A 26,869-nucleotide genomic window follows, 5' to 3' on the forward strand; every position below is an offset into this window, starting at 1 on the left:
TTGATTCCCATTTTAATGCCGCGCGGCTTGTCCGGCTGTGGCATTTGTCACAGCGTTCCGTCCGTTACCGTTGACGGTGCACCCCCGCCCACTCCAAAACGTTACCGCTTAAGCGCACTTTCACTTCGGCCATACGCTCGGAACCGATATGGTCGGGGCCTTCGTAGCGAACGGTAAACCGGAACGTGGCAGGTTCGTCTCCGCTGCCTTCCATAAACGATTCGTCCCACAGCTCCGCGCGCCATAACCGTCCTCCTTCATCGGGAACCAGCGAGACGCGCAAGCCCCGCTCGACGTATTCCGCCTCTACCGCTGCGGCCCGGGTTCCGGAAGTTCCCGTATCCGTCGGCGCCGCCTCCAGTACAAACGTCTCGCCGTGCCAGAACATGTCGGGCCCCCTCGGCATGTCGTCCTTGCCGGATTGGCTCCGGTTATAGGCGATCCGATTCGCGTCCCACTCCGGGGTGTGCTTGACCGCTGCCGACAATCCGAGAGGAAGCACCGTAATGGTATGCCCGACGGAATCGCTCTGCCCGCAGGCGTCCGTCACGGTAAGCGTAACCCGGTAAGCGCCGGGCCGCTCGAGCGTCAGATGTCCCGAGACCGACGCGTTCCAATCGGTCTGTTCCAGTATCGTTCCGTCCGGCATCGCAATCTGCCACATGGCGGTCATGGGATTGCCGTCGGGATCGGTGGAGCCGTTCATCAGCGCGATGCGATCGCCGTCGTAAACCGGCTTCGGCAGCCAATCGAAGGCGGCTGCGGGCGGACGGTTCGTGAACAGCCAACGTTCCGCTGCCCACGGGCTGTTCGTGAACTCGTCCCAGACCATGACGGTCGCCTTCAGCTTCTGGCCGGGCGGCAGATCGCTTGCCACGCTGTGCCGCATGAGGTTCTCGTCCGTGTCCTGAAGCACCTCCCCCGTATCGAGGATCACCGTGTTGTCGGGCTTGCGGATCAGCAGCCGGTATTTGACGAATCGCGTATTCGGATCGGGATCGGTCTGCGTCCATTCGATCGTCGGTTTAAGTCCCGTCATCGTCGGCGCATCGAAGGTCCCACTCGGGAAGGTGATGTCGGCCGACGGCGGGAAATTGATCCGGAAATACACCGTATTGCTCCAGTCGCTCCATAAGCCGCCGTCGTCCGTGACCCTCATGCGGGCGGACAACACCTCGCCGGTCGGCAAGTCCTGATCGATTCGCCAACTGCGATTCGTGGCCGTTGTGTTCTGATCGAACGTTCCGTCATAGACGACGTGGTCGGAGTTGTCCCGAATCTCCAGGCGGTATTTGCCGAAATAATTGCGCTCCGGATCGCGCTGCGTCCAGGCGAAGGTCGGCCGCTTGTCCGAATGGATAAGCGTCGGCTCGCTGTCCGTTCCGTCCGGCGCGGTGATTGTCAAGCCCGGCTTGCTGTTGACGATCAGCCAGCCGGCATTCGACCAGGCCGACCATTGCTCACCGTCACTGACCCGCACCATCACCCGGTACGTATGCCCGCGTTGCAGCACGTCCGGCACCGGCACTTTCCATTCGGCGTTCGCCGCCGACGTATGCTGCGGCTGCTCGCCGGCAAACGGCAGCGACAGGAACACGCCGCCGCCCATCGGCTCCTCGATTTTGACGTGGAAGGCTTTGAACACCGTGCCCGGATCCGCGTCGTTCTGCCTCCACCTGATCACCGGCTGCGTATCGTAGACGAGCGTCGGTGCGGCTTCCGTACCGAGCGGCTGCGTCAGCTCCGCCACCGGCGGATGGTTCGGCGTCACGCCTCCGCCGCTGCTGATCGTCTGCTCGACCGGGTACGACCATGCGCCGTACTCGTCTTTAACCGCCAGCCAGACCGAATACGTTCCGGCCTCCTGCGGACGCGTCAGCTTGCCGTCCACGTATTGGCCCTTCGGCGTGAAGTACCAATATTTCCGTTCCGTCACGCCGCGCGTCGCACAGTAATCGATGCCGTTCTCGCCGGCGTCACAGACGCCGTTCGACGGCCGGTAGCGGTCCGGATCGTAGCTCGTGTCGTTCCATTCAACAACCCCGTCGGCCCGCGTAGTGAGCGTAAACTGCGCTATCGGACGACGGTGCACGATCATTTTCCGCATGAACGGCTCGGACGATTTCCGGTACTCGTCGAACACTATGCTCGGGAACAAATACGACGGATGCGGATCGTCCTGCGCCGCCATTTCGATCTCGTAGACGCCCACGTTGTCGAACACGGCCTGCGGCGAGAAGAAGCTTTGGCCGTGCAGAGCCGAGACGCCCTGATGATCGAGGAATTTCGGCATGTGCTTGTAGAACCAGCGGAATTGGCCGGCCCTCGGGTCGCCTTCCGGATCGGCAAACTTGATGTCCTTGTAAGCAACGTCCGCGTCGCCTTCCGTCTCGTTCCAGATCGCGTAACCGGTGAGCCATTCGCTGAGATTCGCCGGGACGAGCTTGGTTGTCACCTCGCCGAACGAGACGACCGGTTTGTTCGAGAACATTCCGTAATGGCCGCCGGAGTACGTCGTATCCTCCACCTCGAAATACGGCACGCCGCCGACAAACACTTCGATGCGTTTGCCGCGCATTTTAATTTTGAACCCGTACTCCGTCTCCGGCTGCATCGGGAAATGAACTTCCCGCAGCACGGTTCTCGCGCCTCCGGCGTACCGGGTCAAGCAGAGCTTCGCCCCGTCCGTTTCGACCGCGTATTTGTTCGCCGCATTGGCCATACGGAAGGAGAATCCGGCGAGCTGCCGGTCCCACTCCGGCCGGTGCACCTCCAGGCTGAACGAGAGATCGCCATCGGCCAAGGTGTCCGGCGAGACAAATTGGCCGGCTTCGGTCGGGATCGCTTTGTCCGGATCGGCCCGTTTCGGCCCGGTCACCAGGATCGGCACCTGAGAGGTCATGTAACTGCCGCCTCCCCCGATGGAGGCGAAACCTTGTTTCTGGTAACTAATAAGCATACCGTCGCCGACCAATTGCGAGAAAGCTTCCCCTGCCGTAAAGTCAGCCGAAAACATCGTCACCGCAAAGCTAAAATTCCGCGCTTCCGGGAAAACCGGAACCGGCTTCTCGTCCGGCGGGACTAACGTCATCTTCGAAACAAACGGGCTTTGCCAGCCGATCGACCAATTGCCGCCGCCCGCCACGGTCATCGCCAGCGCCGGATCGTGCCCCGACGCAACACCGGTGGCAATGTCCACCGCTTGGATATAAGCGTCGTAGCCAAAGCCATTAATCGTGATGCTGCGGGCGTAAACTTTGCCCCGAAGCGGATCGACCGCAAGCAGCGGCCGGTTCTCGTAGTGAGCGCCATAAGGCCCCGTTTGAAACGCGTATTCGAGGGTGCCATACGTGCCCGTCTGCTTGCCGAGCAGCGGCGTCCGCCTGATGCTGAGATCGCTTAGGTCGATCTGAACCAGCTTAACGCCGTCGCGATACTGCGTTTGGCCATCCGAAGAATAGCGATAATCTTGCTGCAGGAAAAAGACATGGCCCGACACATCGCTGTCCACAAAACCTCCGGGCTTATACGAGCTCATCTCCATGTTCAAAGGCTTCTCCAGCATGATTTGCGCGTTCCGATTCACTATCATCGACTTAATGTTGGCATCTCCGGCCGGCAACAAACGGATCATCGCCAGATTATCTCGGTACACATAAAATTCCGTGCCATAGTATGATTGCGATCGTTTGTAGTCTTGCAGCGTGTTGCCAATCGGTTGCCCTGTTTCCAGATCGTATGTGAAGACCACATAATAGTCGCGACGGATATACTCATAATCGCCGCTACTGTTGATGTAGCTGTACAGGATCACATCGCGATATAACGCGATCACATACAGCGTCCGGTCGCCAACTTTAAAATCCTCTATGGTTACATTACTAACCGTTTGCGTCTGTTCCCATCCGCACGTCTCCCTGCACGTGTTGTATTGATCCCAATAGCTGTAATGGCGGTATTTCGCTGTCAATCGCGGGAACGAGTCCAAAACATACGCATACGGACTGCGATCGTAGGTGTGGGAGTTCCATCCGTACATGCCTTGCGCATCGTAAGTAATCGAATAGTTCGGCACGATGGACTTGTCCCACGCGTAAATCGCTTTTCCGTTCACGCTGCTGCTGGATTGAGTCTCGTAACGATTCGCCATGAACAGGATCAAATTCGGTGTTGATTGGATGCGTGCGTTGCTGGCAGCCGAGATCGGTTCCGGAACCGTCTCCGTCCGCAGAACCCTCCATGTGCCGTCCTTGTTCGGGTACAAAATCGGGAGCGCCTTGGTGACGTTGGACGGCGGCTGATAACCGGTCAATCCGCTTGCGCCGTACCCGTGATCCTGATACGGCTGAAGAATATATTGAGCTTGTCCGCCTTCTCCGGAGAACATGCGAATGCTCGCGTTGCCCCGCAGGTTGCCGACACGCAATCGTCCGTCCTCCATGTACCAGCCGCGCCGTTTGTCCGCCAGCGGCTCGGTCCCGGATGTCCGGTACAACGCCCAATTTTCCAGCACCTCCTGGGGGTTCATCGTAATCGGCACGCTGAAGTCCGGCTGCGTATTCTCCCCCTCAACGTCGAACGAAACTTCCGGCGCCAGATTCACGACATCCAGGATGCGCGTTTCCTCCGGCTGCGTATCGGAGGCCCATGCGCATTTCCCGTAGTCCTCGCACACCTTCGCGTCGAACAGGTACTTGCCCACGGTGGCCGGATCGATCTTCGTCTTCGTCAGATCGCCCGCGATGGGTTTCCACGCATCGTTCCCGAAACCGTCATTCGCTGCGTCGTACTTGTACCGGTATTCCGCGCTGACAATCACATCGCCGTCCGGGCTGTAAGACTTGTTGTAGATCGTATACGACTGTCCGCGAATCCCTTTGGGCGGCACATCCAGCCTGCCGACAGGCGGATAATCGGGCGTAACCGTCACCTGGCACTCCGCCGGGTTAACGGATCGCAGCCCGAGGGAATCGTACACATGCAGATTGACGCGAATGATCGAATTCACCAGCGACTCGTTGAAATATTTCAGGAACTTATTCGTCCACTCGTCCCGGCTGTGATCGATCGGGCGACCGACAGGGCTGTAGCTTTTCGCCGAGCTCCAGGCCGACTCCGGAACGGTGCGGTTCGACTTCACCTGTTCAGGACACGTCGCAACCGGAATCGGGTTCGGCGGGATGACTTCAATCGTCGCTCCGGCCGTATAGCTGGCCCCGAGCTTATCCGTCATCGTCATGTAGACCGTGTGGTAGCCCAGCGTATCCATCACGATGCCGTCGATATAGTCCGCCAGCGGATGAAAGCCGTATTGGCCCGGCAAAGACGCGACCCAAGCGGAACTTCGGTTAAAATCCCAACCGGTGACACTGAACGGATCGCCGTCCGGATCGCTCGGCGACGGTGGCTTCGAGTCCGGGTCCTCGATATAGCGGACCAGCATCTTGGTTCCTTGGACCACCTTCGTTACCGGCGTTTTGCTGCTATGGTCGCCGTCGTTGAACCACCCAAGCTTGAAGTACGGCGGGCGGTTGTCCGCTGGCGCGTTCACTTTGAACGTCTTCGTGATCCATTCGCTCTTGCCGCAGACGCCAGTGATTTGCATCTGCACCGTCACGGTTCCCGCGCTGATCGGCGAAGGGTAATGGTCCGGATAGCTGAACGACAGTTCCTTCGTTTTCCCCCGCTGCGTCGGGCTTGTCCACGTTGAGCCGTTGGATAGCTTGAAGACGTGCGAGACATACGCGCACCGATTCTCCTTGATGTCCTTCGGGATAAGCTTCACCGGCTCCCGGAAATTGATCTCCGTCGGGACGATATCGAAGTCGCCCGTGATTTCCGCCGGGGGCGACGTCGGTGTTGGGGAAGTCGAAGGCGTCGGAGTCGGTGAAGCGGCGATCGGTTCGTATTCGACCTGCAACTTGTACGGGTAATAGTACGTGTACGCCGAAATGTCCACGGTGAACGCAGCGAAGTAGACCATGAGCTTCGCGCCATAGGCCGGCAAGTTTTTGGATGCTGTCGGTTCAATCGGTACGTGATCAAAGTTCTGGTAGTACCTCATGGTGAACCTAGAAGCATCAGGCCAGAGCAAGACCTTTTCGGGGATCGTGGTGTCATCGGACGTTCCCCGCGTTCCTTCCGGACCGCTAACAACCGTTTGATCATTCACTTCCGCCGTTCCAGACGCCCGAGTATGGTCTACTGCAACGGATTCAACCCACAAACCGTAGTCCGTGAAAAAACCATTCTGAAGCGCTCCGCTCAGGGTTAGGGTGTTGTCGTCACAGCCTGGGTACGCAGGCATCCCAAAACTGTCCAATTCCGCCGATTTGCATGTCCGATGCTCCCCGTACTCGTTATAGCTGTCATCGACGCGGGCAAAATCCGCGTGCCACCGATTATCTCCACTTCCCTTCGAATACCGGTACCAGGCGTAGTAACCTTGGGCGGTTGTGTTATCTTTTGATGTCACCGGAATTTCGACGCCGTTCAGCGAGACTGTTCCCGACCACGTGGTTTCCCCCGCAGCCGCCGTAATTTTCTGCACAACCGACTGGTCTTGTGTATTGATGACAACCGCTTTTTTGATTTTGTAGCCCGGCTCAGTTATGTTTATCGTTTGTGTCGTAAGCGTCGGGTATCGGCTCAACCGGGAGGCTGTCCAACTATCAGTCGCATACGTTAAATCATAATCTTTCGCGTAAGCAGTTGAAGACGTAAAAGGAAAAATCAAAATTGAAAGAGTCAGAACCACCGTCAATGCTATCGCTATAAAAGCGATTCGCTTTTTGCCGATGCTCATGCCATACACCTACTCCACTTGTTTCGGCGGTGTCACCCACAGCAACCGCTTGCGATAGTCGTTATTCGGTGGTATGGCAGGGGCATAAATATCAATCACCAGGTCGCCACTCGTTTCAATGTTCTTAGGCACTATATAAACAGGAATGTCTATACGTTGATCCAAGTACAATTGCACAATACCGCGTAATTCCCCTTGCTTCATGGCCTCCCGATCAAGGGTAAATCCATGAATGTTTACGGGAAAATATGGTATTTCCCCATACTTACTCGTGTCGTAGTTATATACTTGTCGCCCCGGCGTCACAATCAGATAACAATTGCGCATGCCCTTAACCGGATAAAACTTTCTTGCAAATTTGTTAATCCAAGTTAACCGAGATACATCGGGCAGCAGATCCCAATGCGGATCGTTCGGATCGTCCAGGTCGATCAGCACAATCGCGTCCAGCTCCCCCCGGTATTTCCCGTCCCCCGTCTCCACAAACAGATTGTCCGGGTCCCATTTCGGAGAACCAGGATGGAGTTTTCCGAAGACCTCCGGCCACACGTCGAACATATTCGTCTTGATCGCATACACCCCGGCCCGGTTCACAGCATACTTGTCCACCGGCAGCGTTCCGCCCGCGTTCACCGTCAGGATGCGTTCGATAATCGTAACACTCTGCGCCCGCGTCGTCGTCTGATCCAACCCCAACTCGCCGCCCGCCAAACCTTGCAGAAGCCCTTTTTTCGCGGCTAGATACACCATCTCTTTAACGTCCGTCGCGTTGTCCGGCTTCTGGAGCTCCGGATCGGTCGCGCGAAGCGACATCCGCGCCATCTCCTCGCGCGAGATCGGCGTATTCCAATCCCCCGTCGTAAAATCGCTCCAGCGGTGAATGCCCGCGTTCGCAACCGCCATCATATACGGGTCATACCAATCGTCGCCCGGTTCCTTTGGGAACGGCTTCAGCCCGAGCGCCTTCGACAGCATCGTAACGAACTCCGCCCGCGTCACTTCCCGATCCGGACGGAACGTGCCGTCCTCGTAGCCGTCGACGTAACCTTTCTTCACCGCTCCCGCTATGGCGGCTTCGCCCCAATGCCCCGCGATATCGCTCACCGCCGCCGAGGTGGCGCCGGGTTGCGCTGCCGCTACGCCGCCCATAACCAAAACCGCCGCCGCAATCGACATAAACACCCGGCTTTTGCCCTTCCCCATCATCCTCATTGCCCTATCCCCTCTCTGAAAATGGTCATCGTTGCCTGAACGGACGGGATAACGCTGCAAGCGCCGATTGCGCCCCGTTCCCTTTGCCGCCTATCGCCAGAACCGCAACAACCCGAACCGCAATAAAAAAACACCGCCCCCCACGATGATCCATTCGTGATGTAGGCGGTGCTTCCGCTTTTTCCATATTTATACTTTAATCCAAATAAACATATATGGCAAGACCTAAATGTTACGCAAGCGCCAAAATTCGACCGAGGGCGGATCGCCAGCGGGCGATTGTGCGTGACGTCCGCCTCTTCCTGTATTAGAATGGCGTCGGAGGTGCATTCTTGGTGCTAAACGCTACGATCCAAGCCGCCATCCTCGGTCACGCCGTTCGGGAATTCCCTTCGGAATGCTGCGGGGTTGTCACTTGCTGCCCGGCATGCTTGGAAACCCTCCGGGCAGGTAGCCCGCCGGCCGATTGCGGCTGCGGACAATATATTCCCCTGCGCAACGCTTCGGACGACCCGGCCCGCTCCTATACGCCCGATCCGCGGGATTGGACGCGATTGATCGGTTCGTTGCGTCCGAACGGCCGCGGACTGGCGGCGATCGTGCACTCCCATCCGTCCGCTCCGCCGCTCCCGTCCGAGTCCGACACGCTCGAATGGTGGCCGGATATTCCGTGCCAGATCATCGTCTCGCTGCTAGACCGGAACCGGCCCGATCTGCGCGTATACTGTCGCAACGCGAAAACGCCCGATCCGGGCGGAGCCTCCGCTGGATCGGACGTCTTGAAACCGCATTAGGAGCTATACCGGCTGAGATGCGCATACAGATCGCCGAGCGTCGGAATGTCGCGCTCGCGGGCTTGGCGGATCATCTTGATCCACAGCTTCGCGGTCATGATCGAATCCTCCAGGGCGTGATGCCGCTGCGACACCTCGATGCCGTAGCTCTCCAGCAGCGAGTCCAGCCCGTAATGCTTCCGCTTCGGTTCCAGCCACTTCGCGATCAGCATGCAGTCGATCAGCCGATGGGTCAGATTGATCTTCGACGTTCGCCACAATGCCGAGTTGAGGAAATGCTTGTCGTGCCCCGACCCGTGGGCGACGAGCACCCGGTGACGCACGTATTGGAGGAAGTTGTGCAGCACTTCAATCAGATCGGGCGCCCGGCGCACCATCTCGTTGGTCAGTCCCGTCAATTCCTCGATCTCCCTAGGGACTTCCCGCTTCGGATTGACAAGGCTGTAGAAGCTCTCCTCCTCGCAAATCCGGTCGCCCCGGACGGTAACCGCCCCGATGGAGATAATCTCGTCCCCGTTATAAGGAGAGAACCCCGTCGTCTCCAGATCGAATACGACCACTTCCAGACTGTCCAGCGGCATATCGTACAGCTTGTTTTTGCGCTGCTCCTTCATGATCGAGCGGATAAACGCCATCTGCTGCGCGGTCCTTGCATCGAAGACCGAAGCGATCGCGGGCGTAATGCCGCCCATCTTGTACAACTGCCACAGCCGGCCGACGCCGTTCAGGCCGTTCGTTTGTTTCATGACGTCACCTCCCGGCGTTCCGGATCACCCGGGTGGCCTTCTTTCCTTTCCGTCATTTTTCCGTTCGTTTTACCCTTTTTTCGCTATAGATGCTTTCTCTATTTCTCTTCGCACGATCTGCTGCATGCGACGGCCGGCGCGCAGAATCCGCCTGAGCTCCGCGCGCCGTTCCCGGTCCAGCGTCAGCATGCCTCTCGTGGTGTAATAGCCGTCCTCCAACTGATAGGACGTCTCCGAACGCAGCTTCAGCACCGCTTCGAACGCAAGCGCCCATTCGTGCGCCAGCTTGTCGTCCAGCAGCCCCTTCCGGCGCAATCCTTCGATGCGCGCCAAGGACGAGGATTCCCGAACGCCGTGCGCGTATGCCAGCAGCCGCAGCGCGTTCACCATCGGGATATAGGCCCCGTATTTGACGTCGAACGCTCCCGCGTCGTCGCCGTACCGTTCCGTAATCAATTGGCCGAAGACGCCGACCGCGACTTTATGATGAAGCGTGTTGCGCAGCATCGCGGCCAGCAGTTGGGGTTCTCGCCTCAGCCTCGAATCCATATGGTCGAGCAGGCGCTCCGTCAGCCATCGGTCGCCGCGAATGCAGCGGGCGTCGGCAACGATAAGCAGGTAGCGGACATGTTCCCATTGGGGGTCGTCCATCCATCCGTCCATCATCGCTGTCCAGGAGCTTAGCGGCTTTCGCCACTTCGGATTTGTCGACAGCACATTGCCGCTGCAGGGAGGATAGCCAACCGACTCCAACGCCTGTCCGATCCGCTCCGCCAATTCGCGGAAATACTCGCCGTAGAGCGCCTCCTCGTCCGCGCCGCCCGCATAGACGAGGCCGTTGTCCTGATCGCTCCATAACGTTTGTTCCCGTCTGCCTCCGCTGCCGAACAGGACAAACGCGTACGGGCACGGCAGCGGCCCCGCTTCTGCGGACCAAGCGGACTCCGCGATTGCGACGGACCGGTCGATCAGCGCGTCGTGAATCGAATTAACCGCCTCGGACCGCTCGACCGCCCGCTCCCCCTTCGCCCGGATTCCATACCATTCGTGCACACGATCCCGAATGGCACGCAATTCTTCAGCGCTTTGAGCCAACCGGATGGACGACTGAATGGTTTCGAATGACAGATTGTCTGACATGACGATCCGTCCCTTCTCTGTCTCTCCCGATCTCAACGCGATGTTGCTGCGTGCGCATCGGACGGTTGATTACAGACCATCCTGCCACTTCCGGCATAACCGGCAAACGGCAGGACGGTCGTTCGAGTTCTATAGATGACGGCTTACGCTTGCAGCGATACGTCTCCGCCCGCTTTTTTCATTTGCTCCGGATACCCGTAGGAACCGTGCTCGCTCAGGTCGAGACCGACCAGCTCTTCTTCCTCCGTGACCCGCAGGCCCATCGTCGCCTTCATGATGCTCAGGATGACGAAGGAGACCACGAAGACGAACAGGAAGCAGGCCGCGACGCCCAGCGCCTGCACGCCCAACTGCTCCAGACCGCCGCCGTAGAACAAGCCCGGCTTGCCGACTCCGACGATCTCGACCAGACGTTCCGACGCGAAGAATCCCGTCGAGAGCGATCCCCACATCCCGGCGATGCCGTGTACGGAGAAGGCGTAGATCGGATCGTCGATCCCCGCTTTCTCGAACCATTGAGCCGTGAAAAACGTCAGCACGCCCGCCACTGCGCCGATAACGACGGCAGCCCAAGTTTCGACGAACGCGCAGGAAGCGGTGATGGCGACAAGCGCGGCCAGAACGCCGTTCAGCATGCTCGGAATATCCGCTTTGCCGAAGTAAATCCAGGATACGACCAAAGCCGCGACGGCGCCGGCGGCTGCCGCCAGGTTCGTGTTCAGCGAGACGAAACCGAAGAATCCGTCGTTGACAGCCGTCAGCGTGGAGCCCGGATTGAAGCCGAGCCAGCCGATCCAGAGGATGATCACGCCCAGCACGGACAACACTTGGTTGTGGCCCGGGAGCTGATTCGGTTTGCCGTCTTTATTGTATTTGCCCAGACGAGGCTTCAACAAGAGGGTGGCGACGAGAGCCGCGGTAGCGCCGGTCAAGTGAACGACCGTCGAGCCGGCGAAATCCTGCTTGCCGTGCTCGGCGAGCCAGCCTCCTCCCCAAATCCAGTGAGCGACAAACGGATAGATAAGAGCCGTAAACAGCGCGCCGAAGACGAAGTAGACCGACAGCTTGGCGCGTTCCGCGAATCCGCCCCACGCGATGGCGAGCGCTACGCCCGCGAACGCGAGCTGGAACACGAATTGAATGCTGAGCGGCACGCCCGTTCCGAGGACGTAGGATTCGCTTGCCTGCCCGTCGAAGAAAAAGCCTTTCCAGCCCAAAATGCTGTTCCCTTCGCCAAACGCGATCCCGAAGCCGAAAGCCCAGAATACAATCGCGCAGATGCCGAACGTAAGGATCGTTTTGCCTGCGACGTGACCGGCGTTTTTCATCCGCGTGGAACCCGTCTCCAGAAGGGCGAAGCCCGCTTGCATGAAAATCACCAGGATAGCCGCCAGCATGACCCATACGCCGTCAATCGCATATTGCAAAATTTCCGGCGTCGGCGCTTCGGCCGCAAAAGCCATCGTGGGGAACAATAGACTCAGAAACATACTTGACGCTAGCCATTTCTTTAACACGTCGACCACTCCCTTAATGTCATATTTTATAACAACTAGCGGAACTCTTGATGTCATTATATACAGAGGTGTTAGGTTTGACAACAACATTTTTTCGCTAATCCCGTCAGATACGAAATATTTTCTTACATATAAGCATGAACGTTAGGATTTGCCCGGACACGACGAGCACCGTCCCCGGAAAAGTTTGACGAAATTCGCACGGTTCTCCGAACGCCATCCATGACGTTTGACTGTACGGTTCAGCTTGGATATCATGGGTACAAAGGAGATTGCGGAGGTGAAAACAATGGGGTAGACCGCTTGTACCGAATTGGCGAGGTGGCTCGCATGACCGGTCTGAGCGCTCGCACGATCGATTACTACACAAAACTTTCCCTGATCTATCCCGCCAAACGCTCGGAAACCAATTACCGCTTGTACGGGCTTGAAACGATAAAACGGCTGAAACGTATCGAGGAATGGAAAAAGGAGAAGCATAGCTTAGAGGAAATCAAAGAAAAGCTCGATCAGTTGGATAAAGCCCGTACGGACGAAATAGTGACAGATAAACTGACATCCCTGCAATTGCATATGAAGCAATTGGAGCGGGAAGCCAAAGAAATTCGTCCGATGCTCGAAAATCTGAAACCGGCGCAAGCCCGTTCCGTATTAAAATTACTGACGACCCAAAGCGCCGCCTGCATCGAAGCGCTTCTGATCCTGTTGGGAAAAGGTCCTTTATCTTAAAACTTATCCCGTTCCGAACCGTCAAGAATCACGAAGGAGGACTGTTACATGTTCAACCTTACCTATTGGTATATGGAAGTGTTGATCCTGCTTGCGTTCGGCTTGTCGATCTGGGCGCAGTTCCGGGTCAAAGGAACGTTCAACCGCTGGTCGCAGGTGGAGGCGATGTCCGGCCTGACCGGTTATGAAGCGGCAAGACGCATGCTGGACGCGAACGGCCTGCACGACGTTCCCGTGGAGCCCGTGCGCGGCGTGCTGAGCGACCACTACGATCCGATCCACCGGGTCGTCCGCTTGTCCGAGCCGGTTTACTACGAACGCTCCATCGCCGCCATCTCGGTCGCCTGCCACGAAGTCGGCCATGCGATCCAGCATAAGGTTCATTACCCGATGCTCGTCGCCCGGCACAAAATGTTCCCGGTCGTGAACTTCGCGTCCGGCATCGCTCCGTTCCTGATTATCGCGGGCCTTATTTTCAGCGCGATTCCCGGATTGCTGCTGCTCGGCATCATCTTCTTCTCGGCGGCCGTGCTGTTCCAGGTGATCACGCTTCCGGTCGAGTTCAACGCAAGCGCCCGCGCGCGCGACCTGATGATCGCGCACGGCTTCATCACCAACCAGGAGGAACGCGGCGTCGCCAAAGTTTTGAACGCGGCCGCCCTCACCTATGTCGCAGCCGCGCTGATCTCCGTTCTGGAGCTGCTCAAATATATTTTGATCTTCACGGGACGGAGCAACGAAGAATAAGCAGGTTTCGGCGCAGTATCCGAAGCCGCCGCGCCTGCGGCAAAAACCCCGGCACACCCGCCTTTGCGGGCGGCGCCGGGGTTTTTGTTTGGTGCGATTCCAGCTTATTTGGACTGGAAAAAATCGATAAGAAACCGTCTGAACATCTCCGCCACCAGCGGCAGCTTCTCGCCGCCTCCGCGGCGGATCAAACCGATTGTGCGCGTGACCTGCGGATCGCTGACCCGAACCTTGGCCGGCATAAGCGGGCTGGACTCCGTCAGCGCCATCTCCGGAAGCAGACTTACCCCCATACCCGCAGCGACGAGGCCGCGGATCGTATCCGTCTCCTCGCCCTCGAACTCGATCCGGGGCGTAAAGCCCGCTTTCTTGCACGCGTCCATCACAATCCGGCGGAGGGAGTACAACTCGCTGAACATGACGAACGACTCGTCCTTCAACTGATCCAGCGTAATCATCTGGTATTCCGCCAGCATATGCCCCGGCGGCAAAATCGCGTAAAGCTCCTCCGACAGCAGCAGCTCTCCGCTGACCTGATCGTGATTTTCCGGAAACGGCGAGATAAAAGACAAATCGACTTTGCCGTCCACGACATCCTTGATCAGGCTGGCGTATGTTCCTTGCCTGAGCCGGAACCGGACGTTCGGGTGGCTCTTGCGGAATTCGGCGACGACCGTCGGCAGCAAGCTGATGCCCAAGCTGTGCGGGAACCCGATCCGGATCTCCCCGAGCTCCGGGTCGAGAAATTCGTGCAGCTCGCCCACCGCCCTCTCCAAATCCGTCAATATCGTCTCGACACGGCTCAGAAACAGCCGTCCTACGGGGGTCAACTGCAGGTTGCGGCCTTTTTGCACGAACAGTTGAACGCCGAGTTCTTCCTCCAACTGGTGAATCTGCCGGCTGACCGCCGACTGCGCGACATGCAGTTCTTCGGCAGCTTGGGTGACATGCTGCTTACGCGCCACTTTCACGAAATATTGGAGTTGTCTGAATTCCAAAGCTTCCCGCTCCCTGCGAATGTAGTAGGTGATGGAATTTTTATCCCTTGCGCAAACGATGCTGCATGCACGGAGCCAGCAGCAGAAACCCGGCCAGCAGCCCGCCCAGATGGCCCCACAGGCTGGTGCTCGGCACGATCACCGAATAGATGAGCCCGATGATCAGCAGCACGCCAATCGTCTTGCGGGACCCGGCATCGAGCATCCCCCGGCGGAACAGGATAATGTACAGATAAGCGCCGTAGAGACCGTAAACCGCCCCGGATATGCCCACAGCCAGCACGGGCTTCTCGAACGTCAGTGACACGAGGTTGCCGGTAACGCCGCACAGCACGACAAACAGGGCGTAGCGCGCATGTCCGAACAATCGCTCGAGCGGCGGAGCGAACACGTATAACGCAAACGCGTTAAACAGCACATGCTCGAAGCCGCTGTGGAGAAACATGGCCGTCACCAAGCGCCAGTATTGCTCCGAGTAGCCCGGGAGAGCGGATACTCCGCCGAAATCCAGCAGGACCCGCCCGTCGGACATGCCCCCGGCCAAGCCGGTAACGGCAAACGCCGCCAGGACGACGGCGATCAGGGCTATGGTTACCGGATAGTACCGGACGTAATCCCGAAACTTCTCCACTCTCAAAAAGATCATAACATGTCGAAACCCCTTTCGCATTGGACAAGCCCGCTACCCCATATTATAATGGTTTTGATTGAGAATCCAATCGTTGGCACAATCATGAAGGAGGCCGCATTCATGTCTCAAGAACGCACTGGCGTTGCCACCCTCAAAGGCAACCCGATCACCTTGATTGGACCGCAACTTCAACCCGGCAGCCAAGCTCCGGATTTCCAACTGAACAAGGCGCTGACGGAAGTCGTTTCCCTGGCCGATTTCGCCGGTAAAGTCAAACTGATCAGCGTCGTGCCTTCGCTGGACACGGGCGTGTGCGACGCGCAAACCCGCCGCTTCAACGAAGAAGCCGCCAAGCTCGGCGACAACGTCGTCATCCTGACGGTCAGCGTGGATCTGCCGATGGCGCAAGCCCGCTGGTGCGGAGCCGCAGGCGTGGACAAAGTCGTGACCCTGTCCGACTACAAAACGCGCGAATTCGGCAAAAGCTACGGCGTGCTGATCAAAGAGCTTCAACTGCTGATGCGCTCCATCTTCGTCCTGGACGCGAACAACACGATTCAATACGTCGAATACCTCGGCGAAATGACGGAGCATCCGAACTACGAGAACGCGATCGCAGCGGTCAAAAAGCTCGTATAAGACGGACCGACCCAAAACGGCACGGCAGGAAACGCCCTCGGGCGATCCTGCCGTGTTTTTTTATCGCGTATGTCAGTTGTTCGTAATTTTATGCTGGGCCAAACGCCGATCCAGCTCGTTGTAAATCTGCAGGATGACGCGGTAATTGGAGCCGAGATCCCCGAGAGAACCACGCGATGCGGAGTAGATGTCGACGGCGGACCGCATCGGCCCGAGCGAAAACAGCGTCAAAGTGATATCCTGCACGCGTCCGGTTACGGTTTTTTTCTCCGCAACGATCTCCCCGACATTCTCAACGGCATGAAGCAGCTTGTAGCCGGGCAGTTTCTTCAGTACGCTTTGCACTTCTTCCCAGAGCTGTTCCTTCGGTATTTTGTAGTGCCGGGTTTTAAGCTCCGGTATTCTTGCTTTTTCGCCTGTCGTCTCGTGGCTGCGGACAAGTCCGATCAACGTTCTCTTAAGCAAAGCAGGTCCCCCTCTTCCGAATACAAACGGAACTGTCTCTCCTACACACTATAAAACATCTTATCATTGATTAGCGGCAGATTAAAGTGTTTTATGCGTGTATTAACCCCAGAGAACCGCAAAATAACCGGAAACGGCCCAAACCGTCGGGATTGCGCTTGAACACGCCGGCATCCTCCAGCACACGGGCGAACTTGGCTCCGACTTCCCGCTTCAGCAAGCTCTCGGCTTCGGCCCGGGGCAGCGAATTCCCGTACGCGGCGACCAGGCTTTCGATCCATTCCCGATGTTTCGCAAGCGGATGGTCCTTGTCTTCTTCCGGCGGAAGCGTGGATTCTCCGCTCAGGATGCGCCCGATGGCGTCAAGTTCGTCCTTCAGCCGGCCGGGCAGCACCGCCAGCCCCATCACCTCGATCAGGCCGATATTCTCCTTCTTGATATGGTGAAGATCGCGGTGAGGATGGAACAAGCCGTCCGGGTGCTCCTCCGTCCTCCGGTTGTTGCGCAAGACGAGGTCAAGCTCGTATTCGCCCGTCTTCGAACGGAACCGGGCGATCGGCGTGATCGTGTTGTGCGGAACGCGGCAGCCGTCCGTCTCGGACCAGGCGAGAATGCCGGCCTCGGGATCGCTGTATCCCCGCCATGCCTCCAGCGTATGCGCCGCGAACGACAGTAGCTCCCCGCGGTCCCGCGAGCGGGCGCGCAGCACGGACATCGGCCATTTGACGATTCCGACGGACAAGCCGGGCCGGGCCGGGTCCCGGAAGGTCTCCTCCACGGGGGCTTTCTCCATCGGAAATACATGGCGGCCCCCCTGGTAATGGTCGTGGCTCAGAATCGAACCGCCTACGATCGGCAGATCCGCGTTCGAACCGATGAAATAATGCGGGACGGCGTCGACGAAATCGAGCAGCCGGCGGAACGTCGCCTCCGACAGCATCATAGGCGTATGCTCGGCGTCGAACACGATACAGTGTTCATTGTAATAAACGTAAGGCGAGTATTGCATATACCAGCTTCGCCCGTCGAGCGTCAGCGGCAGGATGCGGTGGTTCTGCCGGGCCGGGTGATTAAGCCGTCCCGCGTAGCCGACGTTGTCCGCGCACAGCAGGCATTTGGGGTACTTCGCCGCAGGCAGCAGCCGCTCGGCGGCGATCTCCTTCGGATCTTTCTCCGGCTTGGAGAGATTGACGGTAACCTCAAGCGCCCCGTAATCGGTGTCGGCCAGCCAATACAAATTTTTGGCGATGCGGTCCATGCGGATGTAGTTCGAATCGATCGACATCCGGTAAAACCAGTTCGTCGCCGCCTCGATGCCTTCGGTCTCCGTCTTCCGCCGAAACCGCGCTGCCGCCTCCGAAGGCCGCGGCATCAGCAGTCCCATAATGCGGGCGTCCAGCAGATCCCGGTAACCCGTCGTATTCTCGGGAAGCAGCCCCGTGCGGGCGCCGTAATCCAGCATCGCCTCCAGCAGAGGCGCCGCGCTGTCCAGCTCCTCGTCCGGCAATTCGCCCTCATAAGGCTCGGCGACGCCGAACAGATCCAGCAGCTTGTTGCGAGCGTCGATCGCGTCCAGCTCGCCGTTCAGCAGCCCTCGCTGCAGGCCGAACCGGACGAGACGTTCGATTAGCGAGGCGATATCCAATGGTTGCATGTCGATCCCGCCTTATTCCGCATATCCGTCCGGATGGGCTTTATGCCAGTTCCATGCGGTGCGGATGATTTCTTCCACGTTGTCCTTCTTCGGATTCCAGCCCAGCTCCCGCTTGATTTTCTCGGAGGACGCCACCAGCACGGCCGGATCTCCCGCCCGGCGCGGCTCGACGACAGCGGGGATCGGGTGACCGGTGACGCGGCGGGCGACTTCGATCATCTCTTTGACGCTGAAGCCTTTGCCGCTGCCCAGGTTGTAGACGTCGCTCTCCCCGCCTCCGCGCAGCTTGTCGAGAGCAAGCAGATGCGCGTCCGCCAGGTCGGACACGTGCACGTAATCGCGGATGCAGGTGCCGTCGGGAGTCGGATAGTCGTCTCCGAATATCGCGATATGCGGGCGTTTGCCGAGCGCCACCTGCAAAATCAGCGGCACGAGATGCGTCTCCGGCTGATGATCTTCGCCGATCCGCCCGTTCTCGTGCGCACCGGCCGCGTTAAAATAGCGAAGCGACACGTATTTGATGCCGTGGGCGATATCGAACCAGCGCATCATGCGCTCCATCTGCAGCTTCGTCTCGCCGTACGCGTTCGTCGGCTCGGTCCGGGCCGTCTCCGGAATCGGCACTTCCTCCGGCTCGCCGTAGGTGGCCGCCGTCGAGGAGAAAACGATATGCCTCACGCCGTATTTGCGCATCGCTTCAAGCAGGCAGAGCGTTCCGTACACGTTATTGTGAAAATACGCGCCGGGCTCCCTCATGCTTGCCCCGACCAGCGAGTTCGCCGCAAAATGAATGACCGAATCGATCTTGTGCTCGCGGAATACGCTCTCCAGCACGTCCGGATCGCGCAGGTCGCCGACGACCAGCTTCGCTCCGATTACCGCTTGACGATGCCCCTGCTGCAAATTGTCGAGCACCACCACCTGTTCGCCGCGTTCGACCAGAGCCGCCACGCAGTGCGAGCCGATGTATCCCGCTCCGCCTGTCACCAGTACCGCCATCTTCTCTCCACTCCTCTATCATGTAAATCGGCTTTCGTTCAACGGAATCTCCCGCACGCCGTCGCCGATGTCGGCCACGTAGAAATCGGGCTTCAATCCCGTACGCGCTTCGTATCGGCTTCCGACTTGCTCGACGAAGGCGTCCACCCGGTCCTCGCGAACAAGCGACACGGTGCATCCGCCGAAGCCGGCGCCCGTCATCCGCGAGCCGACCGTTCCGTCGACCTTCAGCGCTTCTTCGACCATCGCATCCAGCTCCGGCCCCGTCACTTCGTACAGATCGCGCAGCGAATCGTGCGAGGCGATCATCAGGCGGCCGAACCGTTCGAGATCTCCCGCTTTCAGCGCTTCCACGCTTTGCAGGACGCGGTCGTTCTCCGAGATGACATGCCGGGCCCGCTTGCGAACCGTCTCGTCCGCGATCAGATGGGCGTTCGCCTCGAACTGCCGCGCGTCGATCTCCCCGAGCAGAGCCAGCGCAGGAAATGCCGCGCGCAGATCGGCGACGGCCTGCTCGCATTGCGCCCGTCGTTCGTTGTAGGCGGAGTCCACCAGCCCGCGCCGCTTGTTCGTGTTGCCGATAACCAGCTTATGGCCGGCGGCGCTGAACGGCGCCAGCTCGTAAGCAAGGTCCGAGCAGCGCAGCTTGATCGCATGATTTTGCCGGCCCATCGCGATCGAGAATTGGTCCATGATGCCGCAGTTGACGCCCATATAGCGGTTCTCCGCTTCCTGCGCGACAAGCGCCAGCTCGATCCGGTCGACCTCGCGCCCTTCCGCCGCCTGGAAGCCGTAGCCGGTCACCACCTCGATCGAAGCCGAAGAAGACAAACCGGCGCCGTTCGGGATTTCTCCCGCATACAGCACGTCATACCCGCGCGACGGCGAGAAACCGCGGCTCGCCAGATGAACGAGCACGCCCTTCGGGTAATTGATCCAGTCGTGCTCCTTGCGGAAGCTCAGATCGTCGAGAGACACCTCCGCCGCAACGGGGAAATTGGTCGTAGCGAACGACAAGACGCGGTCCCCGCGGGGACGCAGCAGCATCCAGGTGCCGAACGTCAGCGCCGCCGGAAACACATAACCGCCGTTATAGTCCGTGTGCTCGCCGATCAGGTTGACACGTCCCGGCGCGTGGAAGGCGCGAACGCCTTCCGGAGTGCCGCCGAAACGGGACAAAAAAAGCTGTAAGGCTTCGTTTGCGTTCAAAATCAACAAGCCCTCCCTTTCTTTTTATGATCGTTTGTGATTGTTTATTTTTATTTACGATTGTATATGATCGTTAGAGGCGCGGCAATACTTTTTTACACGATGAGCAGACGGATCCCCGCCTCCCTGATCCGCTGCGCGTATTCCGTCGATATGCCCGAATCGGTCACCACCAGATGCGCGCTGTCCGCCGCCGCGATATGAGACAAGGTCACTTTGCCGAATTTCGTATGGTCGGCCACCACGATCACTTCTCTGGCGATTCCGATCATCATCCGGTTGATGCTCGCCTCGGACAAATTCGGAGTCGTAAGCCCGCCGTCCAGATCGAATCCGTCCACGCCGAGAAAAAGCTTGTCCACGCGCAGATTGCTCAAGCTTTGCTCGGCGATCGGCCCCGTCAGCGCATAGGACTTCCTCCGCATTTTGCCTCCGAGCAAGATCACGTCGATCTCCGGGTTCTGAATGGCCGCGACGGCGATGTTGGCGGCGTTCGTCACCAGCGTGATCTCCTTTTTGCCGTGCAGCATCGACGCCAGCAGCGTGTTTGTCGTGCCCGGCGTCAGCAGAATGGAGTCGCCGTCGGCCACAAGCGAAGCCGCCTTCTCCGCGATTGCCCGCTTCTCCTCGACATGCGACTCCTGCTTCTCGTGGAAAGACCGTTCGATCAGTTGATCCCTTTCTCCCGCCGGAATCGGAATCGCTCCACCGTGCGTGCGCAGCAGGAGGTTCCTCTCTTCCAGCTTTTCGAGATCCCGCCTCGCCGTGACAGGCGATACTTGCAGCGCGTCGCTCAATTCGCTGACGGTCACTTTGCCCTTCGCTTGAAGCATCTCAAGAATCCGTTTATATCGTTCTTCCGCAAACATGGCGAATCCCCCCGTTGCAGCTGTCGGTTATCCTTATCGTATACGGGAATCGCCGCGGATGCAATGAAGACGCTTCGAAAACGATCAAAACCAATCGGAAACGATCGCAATCCCGGCTACAAAACGTTCTTGCAAAATCTTTGTTTATCCATTAAACTAAGTTCGAAAACAAGCTGGAATTCACGGTATGGAGGTGACGATTCATGGCGTTTTACTTGGGCATCGATCTCGGCACGTCCGCGGTCAAATGTATTCTGGTCGGCGAAGACGGTTCCGTCAGGGGAAGCCGCAGCGCCGAATATCCGCTGCTGACCCCTCACCCGGGTTGGGCGGAACAGCATCCGCAGGACTGGTGGGAAGCCAGCGTGCGGGCGATCCGGGAGCTGCTGGCGGATACGGGGGTCCGGGGCGAAGAGGTGCGCGGGATCGGGCTGTCCGGACAAATGCACGGCTCCGTCTTCCTGGACGCGGACCGCAACGTCGTCCGGCCGGCGCTGCTCTGGTGCGACCAGCGGACGGCCGCGCAATGCGAATGGATCGAGGAGACGATCGGACGGGAACGCCTCGGCAGGCTGACGGGGAACCGAGCCTTGACCGGCTTCACCGCCCCGAAGATCGTATGGCTGCGCGACAAGGAGCCCGAGTGTTACGCCCGGACCGCGCATCTCCTGCTTCCGAAGGATTACGTCCGCATGAAGCTGACGGGCGAACTCGGCATGGACGTCGCCGACGCGAGCGGCACGCTGCTGCTGGATGTCGGGAAGCGCGCCTGGTCCCGGGAGGTTGCCGAGGCGATCGGAATCCCGATGTCGTGGCTGCCGCCCCTGTTCGAATCAAACGATATTGCCGGACGCCTGCTTCCCGAAGCGGCGGAACGCACGGGTTTGGCTGCCAGGACCCCCGTGGTGGCGGGCGGCGGCGATCAAGCTTGCGGCGCGGTAGGCGTCGGAGTCGTGCGGAACGGCATCGCTTCCGTCGCGCTGGGAACGTCCGGCGTCGTATTTGTCCACGACGATTCCTACCAGGCCGATCCGCTCTTGCGTCTGCATTCCTTCTGCCACGGCGTGCCCGGCCGGTGGCACCGGATGGGCGTGATGCTGTCCGCCGGCGGCGCGTTTCAATGGTGGAAAAACCGTTTCGGCTACGAGGAGCTGGAACGGGCGGCAGCCGAAGGCCGGGACGTGTACGATTGCCTCACGGAGCTTGCCGCAAGCGCTCCGCCGGGAAGCGAAGGCCTGTTGTTCCTGCCTTACCTCACCGGCGAACGGACGCCGCATCCCGATCCGCTGGCCCGGGGGGGGTTCGTGGGCCTGAACGTCCGCCACGACAAAGCCCACTTGACGAGAGCGGTGCTCGAAGGCATTACGTTCGGTCTCCGGGATTCCCTGGAGCTGATCAAGGAATCCGGCATCGCCATCACGGAGCTGCGCGTCAACGGCGGAGGAGCGCGCAGTCCTTTCTGGAGACAGATGATCGCCGATATCTTCGGGTATCCGGTCGTCACGGTCAACTCGACGGACGGTCCCGCTTACGGCGCCGCCGTCATGGCCGCCTCCGGCGTGCTCGGCCGTTCGATTGAATCGCTGTGCGGCGAATGGATCAAGACGGTGGACCGCACCGAACCGAACGAAGCGAACCGCGCCGCCTACGAGCCATATTACGAAGTATACCGCTGCCTTTATCCGGCGCTGCGCGACTCGTTCCGCCGCCTGAGCGCGCTGGCGGGCCAATAATCGAACAAACGGCGCATCGTCCTTCGATCCCGGGACGATGCGCCGTTTGCTTTGCGGGACATCCCGCAAAGCAAAAACCCCGCCCGAAGGCGAGGTTTCCGTCTAACCCGTATAACATTCACCCGCAGATGCCGGCCGGCAAACTGTTTTTGAAACCCGCTCTCGCAGGTGGGTGTCCGCAGCCGCGAATTTGAAGTCCCCGCAAGGGGGCATGTCAGCCGCGCGGCGATTAAGACTCCCTTCAACAATCCATTGGTTCAAAACAATCATAACCGATCGAACATCGCAGGAGAACCTTTTGCTTACTTGACATTATACCCGATTTGCCGCAAAAGTAAACGGAAATTCGTGGAATGGAACCCATTTTCGAATCTACGGCGTTTTTAATCCCGCCGTTCACGATTCCCGTCGGATTCGCCGCCGGACGGCAAGACCTGACCGTTCTCGCGGTTATTCGGCGCGTCCTCGGACCGGTCGGATGCATCCTCGCCTTCTTCCCCTGCGGCCTCCTCTTGCCGCTTCGCCTCTTCTTTCTCCTTCCATTTCTCCTGTTTGTCCTGCATCCGCGTGAACAGGCGGTAAAACTGGAAGAAGCTGTTGAGCCCGATCAGGCTGCCGAGGAAAAACGGAATCAGGAACGTGTACTTGGAGCTGATGTACAACAAGAATCCGTTCGTGACGAGCAGCGCGACGGAATTCAGCGGCGCGCCGATCGTCAGCAAAAACGTATTTTTCAGCAATTGTCCGAACGTGAGATTCAGATGAGACAGCAAGGAAAAGAAATTAAACAGCGCTGCGGCGTAAAGCACCGCAAATACGATAAAAACGATCCCTAAAAAGTTCCAGCCGGATTCTTGGGATATGTAGAACCGGTAATCCGCGTACAACACGTAGCCGAGCAGCACGAACACGACGCCGCCAAGCACGGCCTGCTTGAAATTTTCTTTGTACGACCGAAAAAACGTTTTCAACAATGGCGCGTCGGTGTCGCCCATCACCCATTTGCGGGTCATGGAGAACATGGCGGACGTACCGGGAAAGAAAAAGAGCGGCATGGACAGCGACACCCAGAACAAAACGCCCTGGAAGGCCGCCAGTTGCTCTTGCTCCGTGCCTTGGATGGCGCCTACGCCGAATATGCCGAGCAGCAGGATGAAAAAAGGGAGAGATACCAAAATCCACAATACATTGGTGACGGACAACCTCATGATCCATTCGGAGATTCGGTAGAGACCGCCCATCATGCCGCGCATTTCCACGACAGTCATCCCCCATTCTGCGGTAGTTGCGAGTCGCGTCGATCGGATTGAAGAGTCGATTTTGGAAAAGAGCCCCGGGCTTTCCGGCCAAGGGCTCCTCCGTTACCTGGCAAGCTTATTCCTGGTTCGCGCTGTCCTGCCGCTGAGCGCGATCGCCGCCGTAATCCCGGCGGCGGTCGTCGCCGTAGCCGCCACGGCCGTTGTTACCGCCGCGGCTGCCGCCATAACCGCCACGGCTTCCGCCGTAGCCGCCTCGGCCGCCATAGCCGCCGCGCCCGTCACGGTTGCCGCTGCCGAAGTTCACGCGGCGCCCGCTGGAGCGGACATCGTTGAACGGACGGCGTTTTTTGGCCCGGATCGGATCTTCCGGCGTCAGCTCGATCACGACATCTTTCTTGTCGCCCGTCAGCAGCTTAAACGCGGCAGACAGCAGATGAACGGAATCGTATTGTTCGAGCAGTTGAATCGAAATTCCCTTGTATTCGGAGAATTCTTCCTTCTCGATCACTTCGATGAGACGTTCCGCGATCACCTTTTGTTTGCCTTCGATCGCATCGGCCATGCTTGGCATCGGCTTGCGGGCGATCCGATGGCGCGTGATGCGTTCGATCAGATGCAGATGGTCGATCTCGCGCGGCGTCACGAACGTCCACGCGGTTCCTTCGCGGCCCGCGCGGCCCGTACGGCCGATGCGATGGACGTAGCTCTCCGGGTCCTGCGGAAGGTCGAAGTTGATGACGTGGGTCACGCCCGACACGTCCAGGCCGCGGGCCGCGACATCCGTCGCCACGAGCACGTCGATGCTGTTCTCGCGGAACTTGCGCATGACGTTATCCCGTTGATTTTGGGACAGATCGCCATGCAGCCCTTCGGCGGAATAACCGCGCTTCTGAAGCGCTTCGGACAACTCGTCGACGCGGCGCTTCGTCCGGCCGAACACGATCGCCAGCTCCGGCGATTCCATATCCAGCAGCCGGCACAGCACTTCGAATTTTTGTCTCTCGTTGAGTTCGATATACGCCTGCTGGATGGAAGGCGCGCTCACCTGCTTCGGCACGACCGACACATGCTCGGGATTGCGAAGGAATTGGTTGGCGAGCCGTTGGATGTTCGGAGGCATCGTCGCCGAGAACAGCATCGTGTGACGGTTTTCGGGAACCAGGCTGAGAATGGACGTAATATCGTCCATGAAGCCCATATCCAGCATCTCGTCGGCTTCGTCCAGCACGACCGTCTGAACGTCGTCGAGCTTGATCGTTTTTCGGTTGATGTGATCCAGCAGACGTCCCGGCGTACCGATGATGATCTGCGGTTTTTTCTTCAGGGCGCGAATTTGGCGGGAGATGTCTTGACCGCCGTAAATCGGCAGCGAGCGGATGCCCTTGAACCGCCCCAGTTTGCTGATTTCTTCGGCGACCTGGATCGCCAGCTCGCGAGTCGGGCACATGATCAGGGAGACGATGCGCTCCTCGCTCGGTTGGATTTTGCTCACCAGCGGGATGCCGAAAGCGGCCGTCTTGCCTGTTCCGGTCTGCGCCTGTCCGATCAAATCTCTGCCTTCCATCGCTATCGGGATGGTCTTCTCCTGAATGGGCGTCGCTTCCTCAAATCCCATTTCGGTAATAGCGCGAAGCACCTTTGGATCGAGACCGAGTTCTTGAAATGTCACCAATCGTTCCTACTCCTTTTCCTAAGCCGGCTGTTAAGCCGGTCTGCTCATGTATCTAATGTTTATCCCGACAAGTATACCATAGAGTTTTATTCTTTTTCCAGTCAAGGTATGGCGGAGACTCCGAATTCGGATACTATCCCCAGAGGTGGGTCCGCATGAACGGCAATCCGAAGAGCGGTTCGGGCGCTTTATCCGGCGTTTTGAAATACGTGCGCCATATCCGCGACACGGCGATCGTCTCGCTCGGGGCGCTCGCCATATCCGCAGGCTTCAACTTGTTTCTTATTCCGCAACAATTGTTGAGCGGGGGCGTCTCCGGCATCGCCATGATCGTCGGATATTATACGGGATTCGAGATTCCGATCCTGTATCTGGTGCTGAATCTGCCCATTTTGATCTGGGGGCTCGTCTCCATCGGCCGGCGCTTCGTGGCGCTCAGCATCTGGTCCGTCGCCCTGACGACCTGGCTGATGCAGCTCCTGCCCGTGCCGTCTGGCGCGTCCATCGATCCGGTTCTCGCCTCCGTCTTCGGCGGGGTGCTCGTCGGCGCCGGCACCGGGTATTCGCTCCGCTTCGGCGGCTCCAGCGGCGGATTCGACATCCTCGGCTCCATCTTGACGCGCCGGCTTGATTTCCCCCTGGGCATGGTCATCTTCGCGCTGAACGGCATCGTCGTGCTCGCTCTCGGCTATTTGTACGGCTGGGGGCTCGCGCTGTATTCGATGCTCTCGATCTACATTACGGGCAAAATCGTCGATATGATCCATATCCGCCACATCAAGGTGACCGCCTTCATCGTGACCTCGCGGACGAAGGAGATCGCCGAGCGGCTGCTGAACATCCCCCGAGGGGTCACGGTAATCAGCACCAGGGGCGCCTTCAGCAATACGGAACGCGATATGCTGATGACCGTCACGACACGGTACGAGCTCGCCGACTTGCGCCGGATTATCCGGGAAGTCGACCCGAGAGCGTTCGTCAATATCGTGGAGACCGTCGAAGTTCTCGGCGAGTTCCGCCGGACACGTTCCCCTTGAAGCCCGCAATGTGC

20 protein-coding genes and 1 other RNA gene are annotated in these 26,869 nt (G+C 58.8%); 6 read left to right on the forward strand and 15 right to left on the reverse strand.

What is annotated here, in order from left to right; all coding sequences use genetic code 11:
- Positions 1 to 64 precede the first annotated feature (64 nt).
- Positions 65 to 5,983, reverse strand: coding sequence for a PKD domain-containing protein (locus FE781_RS05100; RefSeq protein ID WP_138788531.1), 5,919 nt, complete (start codon positions 5,981 to 5,983; stop codon positions 65 to 67).
- A gap of 831 nt (positions 5,984 to 6,814) precedes the next feature.
- Entirely contained in the window at positions 6,815 to 8,017 is a 1,203-nt protein-coding gene (locus FE781_RS05105; RefSeq protein ID WP_138788532.1) for an S-layer homology domain-containing protein, read from the reverse strand.
- Positions 8,018 to 8,352: 335 nt separating this feature from the next.
- Between FE781_RS05105 and FE781_RS05110 the strand changes: the two genes are divergently transcribed.
- Positions 8,353 to 8,811 carry a M67 family metallopeptidase gene (locus FE781_RS05110; RefSeq protein WP_246068062.1) on the forward strand — a complete coding sequence of 153 codons (459 nt, stop codon included), beginning with the start codon at positions 8,353 to 8,355 and terminating at the stop codon, positions 8,809 to 8,811.
- Here FE781_RS05110 and FE781_RS05115 read toward each other — a convergent pair.
- The 3 genes from FE781_RS05115 to FE781_RS05125 form a co-directional block, all read right to left on the reverse strand.
- Positions 8,808 to 9,557: an exonuclease domain-containing protein gene (locus tag FE781_RS05115; RefSeq protein WP_138788534.1), complete on the reverse strand. Its 750-nt coding sequence runs from the start codon at positions 9,555 to 9,557 to the stop codon at positions 8,808 to 8,810. The genes FE781_RS05110 and FE781_RS05115 overlap by 4 nt on opposite strands.
- Positions 9,558 to 9,626: 69 nt before the next feature.
- Entirely contained in the window at positions 9,627 to 10,697 is a 1,071-nt protein-coding gene (locus FE781_RS05120; protein WP_138788535.1) for a DUF294 nucleotidyltransferase-like domain-containing protein, read from the reverse strand.
- A 143-nt stretch (positions 10,698 to 10,840) separates the two neighbouring features.
- Positions 10,841 to 12,214 (reverse strand): ammonium transporter, encoded by a 1,374-nt coding sequence (locus FE781_RS05125; protein ID WP_246068051.1) that lies wholly within the window; start codon positions 12,212 to 12,214, stop codon positions 10,841 to 10,843.
- Positions 12,215 to 12,517: 303 nt separating this feature from the next.
- Between FE781_RS05125 and FE781_RS05130 the strand changes: the two genes are divergently transcribed.
- Together FE781_RS05130 and FE781_RS05135 are read left to right on the forward strand one after the other, a co-directional pair.
- Entirely contained in the window at positions 12,518 to 12,943 is a 426-nt protein-coding gene (locus FE781_RS05130; protein WP_281281875.1) for a MerR family transcriptional regulator, read from the forward strand.
- A 48-nt stretch (positions 12,944 to 12,991) separates the two neighbouring features.
- A complete protein-coding gene (locus FE781_RS05135; RefSeq protein ID WP_138788538.1) occupies positions 12,992 to 13,690 on the forward strand; it encodes a zinc metallopeptidase in 699 nt (232 codons plus the stop codon).
- 104 nt (positions 13,691 to 13,794) lie between these two features.
- Here FE781_RS05135 and gltC read toward each other — a convergent pair whose 3' ends face one another.
- The gene (gltC, locus tag FE781_RS05140; RefSeq protein ID WP_138788539.1) at positions 13,795 to 14,688 is read right to left on the reverse strand and encodes a glutamate biosynthesis transcriptional regulator GltC; all 894 of its coding nucleotides are present in this window, start codon (positions 14,686 to 14,688) and stop codon (positions 13,795 to 13,797) included.
- A gap of 40 nt (positions 14,689 to 14,728) precedes the next feature.
- Complete coding sequence (locus FE781_RS05145; protein WP_138788540.1) at positions 14,729 to 15,334, reverse strand: rhomboid family intramembrane serine protease; 606 nt, start codon at positions 15,332 to 15,334, stop codon at positions 14,729 to 14,731.
- A 105-nt stretch (positions 15,335 to 15,439) separates the two neighbouring features.
- On the opposite strand from FE781_RS05145, the gene tpx reads away from it, so the two are divergent.
- On the forward strand, positions 15,440 to 15,958 hold the full coding sequence (tpx, locus tag FE781_RS05150; RefSeq protein ID WP_138788541.1) for a thiol peroxidase: 519 nt from the start codon (positions 15,440 to 15,442) through the stop codon (positions 15,956 to 15,958).
- 72 nt (positions 15,959 to 16,030) lie between these two features.
- Here the strand turns inward: tpx and FE781_RS05155 are convergent, their stop codons facing one another.
- From FE781_RS05155 to FE781_RS05175, 5 genes are all read right to left on the reverse strand, one after another.
- A complete protein-coding gene (locus FE781_RS05155) occupies positions 16,031 to 16,423 on the reverse strand; it encodes a DUF1499 domain-containing protein (RefSeq protein WP_138788542.1) in 393 nt (130 codons plus the stop codon).
- Positions 16,424 to 16,514: 91 nt separating this feature from the next.
- A complete protein-coding gene (locus tag FE781_RS05160; RefSeq protein WP_138788543.1) occupies positions 16,515 to 18,077 on the reverse strand; it encodes a UDP-glucose--hexose-1-phosphate uridylyltransferase in 1,563 nt (520 codons plus the stop codon).
- 12 nt (positions 18,078 to 18,089) lie between these two features.
- Positions 18,090 to 19,076 (reverse strand): UDP-glucose 4-epimerase GalE, encoded by a 987-nt coding sequence (galE, locus tag FE781_RS05165; protein ID WP_138788544.1) that lies wholly within the window; start codon positions 19,074 to 19,076, stop codon positions 18,090 to 18,092.
- Positions 19,077 to 19,094: 18 nt separating this feature from the next.
- Complete coding sequence (locus FE781_RS05170; protein ID WP_138788672.1) at positions 19,095 to 20,288, reverse strand: galactokinase; 1,194 nt, start codon at positions 20,286 to 20,288, stop codon at positions 19,095 to 19,097.
- A gap of 92 nt (positions 20,289 to 20,380) precedes the next feature.
- The gene (locus tag FE781_RS05175) at positions 20,381 to 21,154 is read right to left on the reverse strand and encodes a DeoR/GlpR family DNA-binding transcription regulator (RefSeq protein WP_138788545.1); all 774 of its coding nucleotides are present in this window, start codon (positions 21,152 to 21,154) and stop codon (positions 20,381 to 20,383) included.
- A 203-nt stretch (positions 21,155 to 21,357) separates the two neighbouring features.
- Between FE781_RS05175 and xylB the strand changes: the two genes are divergently transcribed.
- A complete protein-coding gene (gene xylB / locus FE781_RS05180) occupies positions 21,358 to 22,887 on the forward strand; it encodes a xylulokinase (RefSeq protein WP_138788546.1) in 1,530 nt (509 codons plus the stop codon).
- A 115-nt stretch (positions 22,888 to 23,002) separates the two neighbouring features.
- On the opposite strand, the gene ssrS is transcribed toward xylB, so the two are convergent.
- The 3 genes from ssrS to cshA all read right to left on the reverse strand — a co-directional run bounded on the left by ssrS (position 23,003) and on the right by cshA (position 25,818).
- A non-coding RNA gene (ssrS, locus tag FE781_RS05185) (6S RNA) lies at positions 23,003 to 23,182 on the reverse strand.
- Between the two features lie 88 nt (positions 23,183 to 23,270).
- On the reverse strand, positions 23,271 to 24,155 hold the full coding sequence (locus FE781_RS05190; RefSeq protein ID WP_246068053.1) for a YesL family protein: 885 nt from the start codon (positions 24,153 to 24,155) through the stop codon (positions 23,271 to 23,273).
- A 106-nt stretch (positions 24,156 to 24,261) separates the two neighbouring features.
- Positions 24,262 to 25,818, reverse strand: coding sequence for a degradosome RNA helicase CshA (gene cshA / locus FE781_RS05195; protein WP_138788547.1), 1,557 nt, complete (start codon positions 25,816 to 25,818; stop codon positions 24,262 to 24,264).
- Positions 25,819 to 25,973: 155 nt separating this feature from the next.
- On the opposite strand from cshA, the gene FE781_RS05200 reads away from it, so the two are divergent.
- Complete coding sequence (locus tag FE781_RS05200; protein WP_138788548.1) at positions 25,974 to 26,855, forward strand: YitT family protein; 882 nt, start codon at positions 25,974 to 25,976, stop codon at positions 26,853 to 26,855.
- Positions 26,856 to 26,869: the final 14 nt, after the last annotated feature.

It is taken from the genome of Paenibacillus thermoaerophilus (assembly GCF_005938195.1).
Lineage (GTDB): Bacteria > Bacillota > Bacilli > Paenibacillales > Reconciliibacillaceae > Paenibacillus_W > Paenibacillus_W thermoaerophilus.